This is a genomic window from Stygiolobus sp. CP859M (assembly GCF_037389975.1).
Lineage (GTDB): Archaea > Thermoproteota > Thermoprotei_A > Sulfolobales > Sulfolobaceae > Stygiolobus.
Genome location: NZ_JBBHKS010000023.1, coordinates 1 through 13243, shown reverse-complemented (window position 1 = coordinate 13243; position 13243 = coordinate 1). Strand labels below are relative to the sequence as shown.

Here is a 13243-nt window from a genome sequence, read left to right as displayed (position 1 = left end):
CCCCCCCCCCCCCCCATAACTTTTGAGTTCCACATTACTCCTTCTTAGCAATTTTTTGGGGTATAGCCTATCTAATTTCCCGGTTAATAAAAACATTTATTCAACTAAACCTATACCTACAAATCTCACAATAATTCGCGTCTATTGGATTTAGGTGACCACAGACCGGGCATAATTTCCCCGGAAATTTATACCTACAAATCTCACAATAAACAGCATCGTCTTGGTTCAAGTGACCGCAAACAGGGCATTTCTTCATGGGTAATTATATTTTATTTCTGGTTAATTTATTTTACTCAGAGCGCGAGGTGTAACCCCCTAAAGAACTCACTTAATTTCGTGAGTAATCTTTAAATGTAAGTTTTTTACCTCCCAAAACCAATTTTTAAACATGAGCAAAAATGAAAAACGTCTTCTCGATGACGAGAGGGTGAGAATGATAATAGAGAGCTTATTACAGCACACCCCTTGTGCTAGGTTCAGTGAAATTAAAAAGGACACGGAACTCCATGACCAAATTTTAGCGAGGCTTCTAGATAGGCTTCTAAGTGTTGGGATAATAAACGAATGTGAGGGACTATTTAAAGATTATAGTGGTTACGCTTTAACCGAACCCCTCTCGCCTATTTCCCTTCTCTTGCAAGTAAATTCAGAAGTAGTTGAGAAAGGCGAGAAGGTAGTTATGAGGCATGAAGTGATGAATTATACGGTCAACACTTCAATAGTCCCAATAAAAACTGCAAGAGTCGTACTTTACGGCGATGTAATGTGGGAGAAACCGCTGGTATTAGAGAGCGAGTTAACCGGGCATAAAGAGATTAAGCTCTCCCTTGAGGAATGTCCTAATAAATATTGTCAAGTGACTCTGCCCTTTAATACGCCCGTGAGCTACGGGGAGAAATACAAGTGGAAATACGAATTTTATATGTACTATTTTCCGCCTGAGGACTACTTTAGCTACCATTTTGTCAATCACACAATACAATCAAAATTCAGTTTTAAGGGTATAGAAGACGTTAATGTGAGTCTCAAGGGCTGTAGGGAGGGAGTAGAGTATAAAATCTTTAGGAGAGGAGGAAGGTTTATCATTAGATTGGATAATGCTAACGAGTGGTGCGTAGCGAGCTTTAAGTTGAAGTTATAAATTTTTCCCTCCCTCTTCATAGGATATTTGTGAAGTCGATCACACTTATTTGCTTCTGTAATGGAGAAGGTTTATACAGACACTGGGATAAAATTAAAGTTAAGTAAGGTGGTAACACTTTGGCGGGTAACGATTTTTATGAAGAAAATGAAAGTAATTGTTCTCATTCATGATACTAAGCGACCTAGCAAACAATATATTTCTTAGGATTATGATGATCACTGTTATTTTTGGGTGTTGGTATACATCGCTTAGGCGATTCTCTAGCAACATGAATTATTGACATGAAATATCAAAGCTGTTGGAAATCTTTACGACCACCATGTAACCTCGTCTGGACATTTCTAACACAATGCATCCCTCCACCCGTTTTTCTCTAACGCTCATTTCACTCATTTTATCTTCAATCGAGTGTTAAGAATTAACCCTCAACTACCTTTTTAATAGGTCGTGGCACTCCAACGGCACGAGACTCAAATCTCTGTAATGACTCCTACTTGCGTTGGCGGAGAGATCATCAACTAAAATTTATTATAAACAGCCGAAAAGATTTCTATTAGCGTAGAAATGATTCAGCCTAGAACAGCCTATGCCATGTCAGATCTGTATTACATAGAACCGACTAATATGTTTCACAGAAGGAGGTCAAAATGCGCGTAGTCACTAACTTCCATGAGGACTATAATCCCTTTTTGAAACCTAAAAAGAGCTCTAGAACCTTTATTTACCCGACAAGAACTTCCATAACAGCACAAACATAATCTCCCTTAATTCCATCCTCGTTATACCAACCTTCTCTCGCCATAGTCTTCTTCACCCCCCAACTCCCTTTTAGGCGTTTCACCCCCTCCCGGGAGCATGAGTAACTTGAATAGTAACTAAACCTTCAATACTGAGGTGGGTTAAAGTGTCTTTCGTTCAAGGTGAATGAAATAGTGTGCACTCAGTTCCCAGTTCACAGCTGACCAGTCGTAAGGAGGACTTTCATTGACTAACATGTATAAAAGTGCTAGGTGATGAAAAATTTTTTATAAATAAAAGATAAAAAGTGAATAATGGTAAAGTACTGTCCTAGATGTGGGTTCCAAAATCCTGATAATGCAATGTATTGTAGTAGGTGCGGATTCCCATTAACTCAACCAGTATATCAACCCACAGTACAACAGCCTCCCGTATCACCACCACCCTACCCGCAACCGCCTTCAGCCGGTGGTAAAAAGAGAGGAAGGAAGTTGGTACCAATAATTGGGGTTGCTTTAGCAATAATAGTTATTATAGCCGCCTTAATCCTCGTACCACCTCTATTTCACCATACGAGTCCAAACCAGATCTATGTCTACTCCAGCCTCTTCAAAACTTTAGGGCGTAATTTTTCAGTAATAATCATTAACGGGTCAAACGCTAACGGTTACCTAGCCTTGGGTACTTTAAGTAATAACAAGCTGTTCGTAAACTATAGCTACTTATATTACATCGAAAACGGTAACGGGAGTATCGTATTATACCAGCCTGGGGATAGGGCATATTGGGGAAACTTACCTTATAACATAGGAGTACTACGATTGATTCCATCTGTGGGTGCTTCGTCAGCCGTTTTAATTAATACAACTGGGCTTACTTATACCGGAGGTAATTACACGGTAATTTTCACAGGCACTTATACTCAAGGGAGTAGTCCACCCGGTGACGGGTATACGGTTTTCTTGTTTGTCACGCCACCCAAGCCTCCGGTAAATATGACTACAAACGATACAGTCCAGCTAATAAACATAGGCACACCTATCTCTGGATGGATTTATTATCCTAACTCTACTACACCTTATATTGCTGTTGAGTGGGATAACGCATGGGGACCTTGGGCATATCCGGCACCGGCCCAGTTTAACATATGGGTCGTTCATCCCTATCCTAACGGTAGGATAACAGTAAACAACATTACAATTTTGGCTAGAGGAGCGGGTAGCGGGCTAATCAACAGTTTAGCTCCGGGTGACCTGATAGAGATGGAAGTGACTTATGACGGATATACTAATACGATTTACGCTAAAGTCGTAAACTTAAACACCTCAGACTCAATAAGCATTACTCTGCCACTGTACAATAACTTCACGGTGCCCAAACCTATGGGTTATTGGACTGAAATAAACTCTGGCGGTGCGGGGTTATACGCTAACTGGGGAATACTCTATTTAGCAGTGCTAAATAACGTCTACATAAATATAGTTCCGAAGAGCGGACAGGCTTGATTTAGGAGTCTGTATGTAACGTCTTAAGTCTATTTTCTTTTTTTAACCTTTAACCACTCTACAAAAAAGACTTTACTCGGAAATACAGAAACTAGGGTTTGTAGAGCTTAAGTGTTCACAACGGGTGCAAGACTTTCCCAGAAATGACCGTTTTCCTCTTGACAGGGACTCGAGAACCTTACCGTGTTTTACTCACTATTCAACTTCAAAGGAGATTTAGAGTTTAAGTAACTTATATTCAGGTCTGCGTCGTATTGTAATAATAGTCTTATTACTTCCATCCTATCGTTTTCCACACATGATGTAATGGAGTTCTTCAGAGTATGTCTTGAACATTGAGGTTGAAAACTTTTTCAACTAGTGTTTTCGCGGAATTATAATTCCCATTATAAGCCGCCTTATGTAATGGTGTTCCCTTATACACGTCGATGGGTGTCCGTAGGATTCATGACTTTTCTACTGACAATATTATTAAGTTACGACAATTATGCTCCGCGAGAAATAAAAAACATATAGCATAATAGCCTTTGATCTTAGTCACTTCCTACGTATTATTATGAACACAGCTGAAACAGCTACTACTACGATGACAATTATCAAATATGCAGGGTAAAGATTGTGAACTATACCGATTACCGAATTAGTCAAATAGAACAGTCATGCGTAAGGTTAAACCTGAACTTTACATAAACTCGAGCAGTGTTAGTGCTTTCTTGAACGGTTCGTCGGTGAGTGTATAAAGTTTAGGCAATTGCCTACACCTACTGGACTTGCAGTTCAACCAATCGGGAGTGTTAGCTCTAGAATTATAGTGTGAGCTCACAAATAACGTTAAAATAACTGGTAATCGTTGAAAAATCCCGATGTATAATATCATGTATGATAGATTAAAGCGGCTCACTATGCTTGTGATCTATCAGGACGGTGACCCTCATTGCCCATTTTCTCCTTTCACAACCCTAAACATCACTTTTGAATAACTGAACATAACGAAATCAAGATGACGAAGTGTTACTAACTGTCTTATTTCCTCCTAACTATCATGACAACAGCTATGATCACAGCTACCGCCACTAGAACGATGAGGACTAGAGGTAAAACCAATAGGAAACTCTTCGAGGAGTCGTTAGAATTTGCCAGAGTTCCTTGATTCACGCTAGTATTACTCTGTATTTCACCATTATTTACCATTATGTTGAAGTTGCCCCACGTGATATTTTGCACGCCGTAAAATATCGGTGTCAATTCGGAGTTGATCACGCCCAATTGCCCCATAACCGTATTATTAACGTAATACGGTGCTAGTTCACCATGGTTAAAGTAGTTAGGTGAGAAAAGGTAAATTGCGACAGCGTGTTGGGTAGGTAAATAAGCGTTTATACCATTCATTGTAACATAGCTCTCTTCCCACATCTCTTGTATAATAGTGTTTGTCAACACTACGTCGTAGAAAGCTACTATAGCTATTGTGCCGTTGTAGAAGAAGTACTCCTTATTTGTTTGTGGCCAACCACCGGCCGTATAACTTCCACCTACATAGCCGTAGGGAAAGTCAAGCCGGTGATTGACGTAGTAATTGTATAGTGTGGACAGTACGCTCGCGTTTACTGTACCAACGTATTTACCGTCTAAATATAACGATACATAAGTGTAGTTGTCCTTCCCTATATATTCCTCAACTACGGCCATATGCCAACCTGGAGTGATAGGAGTTGACACTTGGAAACACACACCATCCCAGTCACCGGCATATAGGCTACCGTTAAGTCCTACGTATAACAGTGGTACCCAACCGAAGGGCGGAGGATTTGATATATTAGTGTTTTGAAAGCCTAGAAGAACTCCCACGCCATTTTCCGGTTGATAGAACCAGACTACGGCGCTCATTCCGCCGTAGGTTATAGCTATAGCGCTCATTAAGTTTGTCATCCCCGTACCACCTCCGTACGGGTTATTTGATACGTTAGCTATGGGTAGCTGGAACGCGATACCGTAATTATTTGGGCTATTGCTTCCGCTTGTTGGTATAAAACCCCCGAGTGCACTGGTCTGACCATAAATGGGTGGTGTGAGGGTTAGGGTCATCAAGGTTAGAATAAATGATATCCCAACTATTCTATTTTGTAGAAACCTCATATTAACTCACTAAATTTTCACAAGGGATGGTATAAAAGTTTTAATCAAGAACAAAAAACGCCCAACAATTTCGAGGTAAAAACGACTTACCTCACTTTGGAACCACAATGAGTTTTGTGTAGGGAGCGTCAACTCGTACTTGGTGTTAGGACGTTTGTTATATACAAAAAATTAGGTAGAATGCTTCGCTTTGGGCTGTATCCTTTTTCGTGTTGATAGAAATCTTTTGTCCGTTTATAACAAATTTTTGTTGATAAATAATGATCTCTCAAGCCTATGTGCACAAAGATTGCAGAGATGTGAGCCCCGTGCCGTTAAAGTCCCATGACCCACCTTAAAGGTGGTTGAGGGTTAAGTCCCTACACTTGATCATGATTGAAATGAAAGTATAAGGACAAACGGGTTGATGACCCCCACGTTTAAATACTCCTTTTTCAATTTTCTTCGCCGATTAAAGGGGTAAACCGATCAGAACTACGGTTTCTATGAAATCGGCTTCTCAAAATCCCTCCTGTGGACAGCCATTTTAAAGTACTCCATTTTACCTTGACTTCGACTAGAGAAAATTGTCCCGAATCCTAATAAGAAAGGTGTTGGGAAAAGCCCATAAGGAGTTGCGTAATAGGTTTTGCGGAACAATACTAGGTTAGAGGAATGTGGGAAAAGTGTCTTAATATTTTACTTGTGTTTATTCATCTAACACCAAAACTGAGGAAGTTGTTGAGCTAGTTGAAAGGAGATATTACTAAGTGGGGTCTAAAGGAAAGGGGAGAGTTAATAATACATAATATAGAGATAACAGTGTAAAAGAGTAGTAGAAGTTTAAACGTAAAAGTATTTTCCTCTTGAGACATTCTTTCTTTATCTATAATGAAAGTGGTCCGTTTTTGATTAGTTGTAAAAATCTAAAGAAAAAAAGAAAAGGAGTATTTCCTTTTATTTCAAAAAACTAATAGTTGGTTTCTATTAATTGGGACGGCAAATATTTAAGTAACACATTATGTATATCCTGGGGGTTTACTAAGGGCACTTGTGCATCTATTGATGACCATGTCGATTTCCTAATAACAATCTCAGTGTAATCTCCTCCTTTAGGAGTATATATTCGGACTTTCCTTAATTCACTGATAAGATAGCTCTTTTTGACTTTCAAGTTGGGGGATAAAGGTACTGGGTTAGAAAACTCAAAAAACAGTTGTTTCATTTGCCTAGCCGCGTCGTAAATTTTAGATTTTCTCATACTTTGTGCAATTCTCGTCCCAAACATACCACCAACACCAGGCAATACACCTAATAGCGATGCGGCTATAGTTGCACCTATTCCTGCTAATACACCAGCAACTGTTGCATCAACCCCCGATATGTCTTTGTCAGTAATTACATTGGTCAACAGCACCCTTTGATCAGTTATTATTAATGACCTAGCGTGCCATTCAATATCTCCAACTAATAGAAATAGTACTTTTATGCTCTCTTGCTGCCAATAATTTTGGACAGAAGGTGGGGCTTGGGGTTGTTGTAAAGATTGTATATCTGATTTTACTAGTGGTTGACCGCATCTTATGCAATACGTGGCATAATCTGGATTGGGGGTACCGCACTTTATATAATATACTGTCATTATAAACAGATTTACTTAATTAGTATATTAATCTTAATGACCAATCTGAAAGTGTTTAAACAATCCTATGTTGAACAAAAAAAACATCAGCCAGCAGAATAATAATTAGAAGTAACTCAGGTTTCCCAACTTCATATGGCTAACCTTACTTGAAGGGAATGTCACAACCATTCCTTACTGTTCCGTTTATTTTTGAAAAGAGATAAAAACGTTCTTGAACTTAATATTTTATCAACCGCTTTTAAAGAAAATTATTATATTTTACTTAAGCAATTAAATTCAAAGCAATTTTCCTTTGTTTTTCTTAATTAGATTAAATTGATGAAAATATTATCCTACACTTAATATTCAATAGAGTAATATTTATATAGTCCTTATTTTTAAGTAATTTTAAGTGATTATATGGTAAAAGTATGCAAGGCATGTGGGTATCAGAACCCCGACAATGCTATATATTGTATACGGTGCGGAGCCCCATTGGAAAATATTGCACAACAACAAACACAATATCCCTATCAACAACCTCTTCAGTATCCTAATCCTACACCGGCTGGACAATTTATAAATCGTTCAGCCGGGATTTGGTTTTTAGTATCGGGTATAATAGGAATTATAGCTGGGATTATAGAAACGACACTGATAAATTCACAAGGCAACATTTCAGTAGTAGCTGCTTTTGTAACCCTAGTACTTATATATGCGCTAATCCTGATAGGTAATGTAGGATTTAAAAAACTCAATTCAAGAAGGCTGGGCAGAGCTATAAATAGAGCATTTTTTTCAGGAATAATGCTCACGATTTTAATTAGCCTCGGTGTAATGGCTGGATTAGCCAAACCTCAACCCGAAACTGTAGTTGTAAACACGCCATTCGGTTCTTATGTTACTACTACTTATGTCAGTTACGCGAATATAGCACCAGCGGGAGGGGTATTGGCATTTGTTTCTTTTATCTTTATTATAGCGTTTATGTTAATGTTCATGTACAGTTCAGGGTTAATTTATGTGGGAGCGAAAAATCGTCTCTGGATGCTTTTGGCTGGCGGGATAATTTTCTTAATGAGTACAATAGGTATACTAATTTCAATGATTACTTTCTTAATGGGTAAACCTATTTACGTTTTTGGATCTTACGGTAATGAGATAACTCTCATGCTATATGGAGTGTTAATGATCGTGTCTTACGTAGTTGACTTCAACTTGAGGAGGTAAAGGCAAACTCCTTAAGTTTTTTCCTCTTTCCATTATAAATCAAAACAATTTCCTACTCAAATACTTCATCAGATCTCATCAAGGTAAGTTAGAAACGCGGTGGTATTAAGCATTAAAATGTTTAACAAGAAGTCAATCAGAACGTGTATAGTTAGAAGTAGTTTAATGCGGACTTAATAATCTATAATAACCAAGAGTTTGTGAGAGGTGAAGATAGATAGTGACTATGTCAGCATACGATCTTGATACTATATAACCTTTAGGTTTAGCCTAAGCGAGTGTGGAGATAGTGTCGTCGTTAAGTTATTTATATTTGTATAAAGAGTACCACTGACGGGTAGGAAGCCTGTATTTAGGCAAGACGTTTCTTGTCCCTCTTGTGGTAGTCATCATGTTGTTAAGTGTGGTAGGCCTTTGGATAGGCAGAAGTATTTGTGTAGGGATTGTGGTAATTACTTCTTGGGTGATGCTACTTACCATTCTAGGAAGTTGAGGGAGGAGGCTTTGAGAATGTATGCTAATGGTATGAGTATGAGGGCTATTTCTAGCCTTAACGTACCTCTTGGTACTGTTTTCACTTGGATTAAGCGTTATGGTAGGAAAAAGTATGAGAAGTTGGTTGAGTTGTGGGGTAGGGCTGAGGATTCAGTTAAGGGTAAGGTTGTTGCTAAGGTTGTTGATGAGATGTGGACTTACTTGTACAAGAATGCTAGGGCTTTTTACAAGTGGGTTTTCACTTGTTACGTGTACACGAAGCTGGGAGTTTACCTCATTTTGGGGGATAGGGATGAGAGTACTTTCCTTGAGGTCAAAAAGTATTTGCCTGAAGAGGGTAGATGGATGAATGACGATTATAACTTGTACTACTGGTTGAAAGACCACACGGTTGTCTAGCTAGTTAACCCGAACGAGTCCTTTCATTCCTCATTAAGGGATAGGCTAATTAGATTCAAGAGGGCAACGAAGGCAGTAAATAGGAGCATTCGTAGCATGATGTACTCCATAGCCCTAGTTCTATGGGAGAGAAGGTTAATCCCAGAATTTGTAACTTAATGACGACACTATCCTCTCACTTAACTAGAATTAATGTTTAACACGGTTTTGTACCACCGATTACCGTGTAATGACTTGAGTCTTGCCCTCTTACGTCACTCATGTTTACAAGTGGTCTGCATTACATGACACGCAATTGAATGCCTATAACTAGGTCGTTATGGAACTCGGAATAGATAGATAGGTTTAGAAAAGTGTAATAATAGTAGTCCTTAGGAGGAAAATAGTAAACATCATTTTGTCGCTTTTGTGGTGGAAGGGCCATGATTCCTACATCTCCAAGCCATGAAAAATTTTCGCTCTAAATACTAAGAGATTCCATCGTAAATTTGAGTACGCCCTTGACCTGCTGATTGTGTTGAAAGTACTTGAGTATATTCAAATTTTGAATTTCCTCAACAGCTTCTGAGTTTTTAACTTCGAGACTGGTTAAACTGCGACCCAAACCGTATGACGCTTGTTATTTTCGCCTTGTTGAAATACGTTTCACATGGAAGTACCGAGTGCAGGTATTGTAACTTCTATTTCTTTACCTTCTACATTAGCTGTCAGGACTATAGTGTAGATTCTATTCGGTATGACATGAATTCTTCCGAACTCAACAGTGACGTTGGTCACGGTCCTAGGGCTCAAAGTCTGCGGACTTATCTTATCAGTAGAGTGGTTAAAATCTTCGATTCTGGCTGAAATTAATGTGGCTTTGTGTTGCGAGTATAGCTGTAAATTCACAGTACCGTCTTTCCTTATGTAAGTCGTGCCCAAAACCCTAATATTCTCTTCTTCAAAGCCTGTATCGAGCTCAGGTGTAGGTTGTGTATTTGATGGAGTCTGAGTTCCTTGTATTGTCCTTGTCGATAGGGAGACCCAGTTTTTAACCCCACCCCCGAACAACAACTTTCTCGAAGCACCGTTGATCCCTACAATCCCTAATGCAAAACTCAAAGCTGCAGATATTGGAAATAAGAACGATGCTACGTCAGCGAGTTCAGTTAAATTGGGAGGCAGTAAAAAGTAAAAGTAATTAACGAAACCAATTATACCGCTTAAGACCAGTAGGGAACCTGCATAACTTATCCAACCTACACGATAATATTTGCTGAGACCGGAGAACTTTATACCGAAAATGATCAGCCCCAGAATTTGGAAAAAGCTGGTTATTACGTATAATCCGAAAAGTAATATGAACCATTGATTTAAGGTTAAATATTGATTATCCCCGAAGAAGTAGATATATGCTCCAGCGATATCTGGGATTAAGTACTGGTTCTTTGCCGGTTCCGGTACGCTGTATGAAATTGCCACTATAATAACATACCCTAAAAATACGAGAATTCCGAAACCGAAATAAGCTCCGATACTCCGACTCCACATTCCTAAACCCCTAGCTTTTCCCACTCGGTTATTTATAGAGGATAATGTGTTGTAAGCACTTCTTATGTTAGATAATGCTTTATCTGAATAGGAGTACATATATCCTAATACAATTAGCATGAAGAAAAGGAATCCACCAGTCACGTAAGCGAGTTCAGGGATATTCCCTGAAATTCCACCCATCAAGTACGTAGTGCTATAAATGTAAACGTATTCCAAGATAAAGTAAATTAGAGTTGATAGAGCCCATTTAATACCCCCTTTAAGTCCGACTTTCATAGTTTCCAATGCATCGCTCTCGGAATTGATGTTTAACTTCTTACTTGAAATAGCTCTATCGCGTGTATCATCGCGGTGCTCAGCAAACTTGATTCTTTTAGTATTTTTAACTCTCAATAGAGGAGATGAGTAGTGATTTCCAATCATAATTTATTAAGAACGTTTACGGCTATTTAAAATTTTTAGAACTCAATTATACATGTTCCATTGTACTAAGGTGTAATTGTTAATATTTATTGACTTTAACGAGAATTTATTTAACTCACTCATACGTAGGTTTTAAAATCTCTTTGTAGGAGTTACCAAATAATAACTCTTCGTAATTTTTCTTTCTTTTACTTTTTTGCGATTCTTCATAGTTCTCTGAAAATTCCTTCCAACGGTTCTTTCCTTCAATTCTTATATTCTCGATTTTAGCCACTTCTAATACGAGTTTTAGAATATCAACAAACTCTTTATCTAAATTCACAAGGTTTTTTAAAACATACGTATTATACAATATTTCATAACTTCAAGTAGTGAAATTTTCTTAATCGACGAGAGCTTATTTTACTACTTAAACTAACTAAAAAGTTATAATCATTGGATATTATTTCAATAATGTCATCTATTTCTTTTATCCGTTCAATCCTTACGTAAGGAGTTTGAGGTAAGGTATATTGACGAACTATTGTCAAATCACTTTTAGCCCTCTCTGGTTGCATTTCGCTTTCTATTATGGGAGGTACTTCATGAACTTCACTATATCCCTTTTCCTCTCAAGCAATTACACCCGGTACGGTAATTCTGCCGTTTTCTTCTCGTTTATTCTTTGCCGTGATTTTAATAATGTACGAAGAGCTAAAAAGGATTGTTCATGCCCTCTATGACTATTTAAGAATACATTACCTATGCAATTTGTGAACTGTACAAATGATAAAGTCTGCTCAAATCTAATCAAGAAACATTCTAAAAAATAAAGATTACTATAAAAATTTTTTTATATCCGTAACCTATAATTTTCCATTTATCCTTAAATTCTGATGAAAACTTCCTATAGCTAAGCCAATAGCTTATTTTTCCATTCTTCTCCCTCCTATCTAACTTTATATTCTCTTTCTTAAGTACAAAAGCCGACGGTTCACTCTTAAGTTCATTCAGCAAAACTATAACATATAATTCTGCAATTAGATTATTCGAATTCGATCCAAAGGGAACCGGATTTCGTTTAAATAGTCCCTTAACTTTTATAGTATGCATTTTCGTTCTATCCTGACTATATATTACGATATCGACGCCTCTTGTGATTCTAGAAGTAATCTACACATTCCATCCATGACGAGAAAGAATGTATGCCGTATAATAAAGAGCTATATTATGTATCATCTGGTTGCTATAACTCTTATTAGTTTTAGTCATAGAGAAAATATGTCATCTTCTAATATTCATTATTTAGCTTCGAGAGTCCAGAGTACCCCGGGTAAATGTTTGACTATGAAGAGAAAGAAGGGCTTTTTACACATCAAAAGAACCTGGGCCTAAGCTTTTACTCTTCTGTTTTTCATTCTCAGAACTCTTAGTAGTAGTTATACATACAGATTGAATTTTTCTTATTAAACTGGGGAGTTTATACAAATATTCTCACGTCGTAGATTTAACGTTAGGATCCAACCTCATTTTTTGCTCAATTTTTCAAAATTGGATGAGAAGAAAAGCTTAATAGTTAGATAAGGTAGGAATGAATTAGGGATGAGGGGGTCAGGTCAGCTGCTGGGTAACCTATCATAGGTCAATTCTGACCCTGCTCATCATCCCCTCATCCCCGATTTCTACTTCTGAAAAAACAGATTTCAGCAGTTATGGGACTTTAACGTAACTTAAAGATTTTCATCAGCCCCGACGATCCACCTAAATAACGTTCAACGAACCTGAGGAACGCCTCCACGCTCCTCAGGTTCAGCTCCCCTATCAGCTCCCTGACAACGTTGACCATGATGGTGAAGATCGTGAGGTAACCCTGAAGCCTCTCTCTCCTCCAAAACGAGGAGTCCTCCAGTCCCAAGGCCTTGACGTCCCTGTGGAGCTTCTCGATCTCCCACCTCATCCTCCATGCCTCCTCGATCTCCTCCTCGCTGAGCGAGAGATCGGTCGTGTAGAGGTATCTGACGTGTGTCCCGGAGTCACCTTTATATTCTTGGACTA

10 protein-coding genes and 2 pseudogenes are annotated in these 13243 nt (G+C 38.3%); 4 read left to right on the top strand and 8 right to left on the bottom strand.

Annotation, left to right across the window (positions count from 1 at the left end; genetic code table 11):
* Positions 1 to 100: 100 nt before the first annotated feature.
* Positions 101 to 259 (bottom strand): double zinc ribbon domain-containing protein, encoded by a 159-nt coding sequence (locus WIW72_RS13295; protein WP_443295029.1) that lies wholly within the window; start codon positions 257 to 259, stop codon positions 101 to 103.
* Between the two features lie 132 nt (positions 260 to 391).
* Here WIW72_RS13295 and WIW72_RS11270 point away from each other — a divergent pair, with 132 nt between their 5' ends.
* Both WIW72_RS11270 and WIW72_RS11265 read left to right on the top strand, forming a co-directional pair.
* Positions 392 to 1144, top strand: a complete 753-nt coding sequence (locus WIW72_RS11270) for a hypothetical protein (protein WP_337699033.1) — start codon at positions 392 to 394, stop codon at positions 1142 to 1144.
* A 1055-nt stretch (positions 1145 to 2199) separates the two neighbouring features.
* Positions 2200 to 3390, top strand: coding sequence for a zinc ribbon domain-containing protein (locus WIW72_RS11265; RefSeq protein WP_337699035.1), 1191 nt, complete (start codon positions 2200 to 2202; stop codon positions 3388 to 3390).
* Positions 3391 to 3706: 316 nt separating this feature from the next.
* Here the strand turns inward: WIW72_RS11265 and WIW72_RS13290 are convergent, their stop codons facing one another.
* From WIW72_RS13290 to WIW72_RS11255, 3 genes are all read right to left on the bottom strand, one after another.
* Complete coding sequence (locus WIW72_RS13290) at positions 3707 to 3814, bottom strand: hypothetical protein (protein ID WP_443295026.1); 108 nt, start codon at positions 3812 to 3814, stop codon at positions 3707 to 3709.
* Between the two features lie 599 nt (positions 3815 to 4413).
* Positions 4414 to 5526 carry a hypothetical protein gene (locus WIW72_RS11260; protein WP_337699038.1) on the bottom strand — a complete coding sequence of 371 codons (1113 nt, stop codon included), beginning with the start codon at positions 5524 to 5526 and terminating at the stop codon, positions 4414 to 4416.
* A 949-nt stretch (positions 5527 to 6475) separates the two neighbouring features.
* Positions 6476 to 7147: a zinc ribbon domain-containing protein gene (locus tag WIW72_RS11255; protein ID WP_337699040.1), complete on the bottom strand. Its 672-nt coding sequence runs from the start codon at positions 7145 to 7147 to the stop codon at positions 6476 to 6478.
* 402 nt (positions 7148 to 7549) lie between these two features.
* Between WIW72_RS11255 and WIW72_RS11250 the strand changes: the two genes are divergently transcribed.
* On the top strand, positions 7550 to 8359 hold the full coding sequence (locus WIW72_RS11250; RefSeq protein WP_337699042.1) for a zinc ribbon domain-containing protein: 810 nt from the start codon (positions 7550 to 7552) through the stop codon (positions 8357 to 8359).
* 330 nt (positions 8360 to 8689) lie between these two features.
* Positions 8690 to 9412, top strand: a pseudogene (locus tag WIW72_RS11245) (IS1/IS1595 family N-terminal zinc-binding domain-containing protein).
* Positions 9413 to 9898: 486 nt separating this feature from the next.
* Here WIW72_RS11245 and WIW72_RS11240 read toward each other — a convergent pair.
* From WIW72_RS11240 to WIW72_RS11225, 4 genes and pseudogenes are all read right to left on the bottom strand, one after another.
* Positions 9899 to 11209, bottom strand: a complete 1311-nt coding sequence (locus tag WIW72_RS11240) for a DUF973 family protein (RefSeq protein ID WP_337699044.1) — start codon at positions 11207 to 11209, stop codon at positions 9899 to 9901.
* Between the two features lie 115 nt (positions 11210 to 11324).
* Positions 11325 to 11531 carry a hypothetical protein gene (locus WIW72_RS11235; protein WP_337699045.1) on the bottom strand — a complete coding sequence of 69 codons (207 nt, stop codon included), beginning with the start codon at positions 11529 to 11531 and terminating at the stop codon, positions 11325 to 11327.
* A gap of 479 nt (positions 11532 to 12010) precedes the next feature.
* Positions 12011 to 12301 carry a hypothetical protein gene (locus WIW72_RS11230; protein ID WP_337699047.1) on the bottom strand — a complete coding sequence of 97 codons (291 nt, stop codon included), beginning with the start codon at positions 12299 to 12301 and terminating at the stop codon, positions 12011 to 12013.
* 607 nt (positions 12302 to 12908) lie between these two features.
* Positions 12909 to 13243 (bottom strand): annotated as a pseudogene (locus WIW72_RS11225) (IS701 family transposase); the annotation flags it as partial.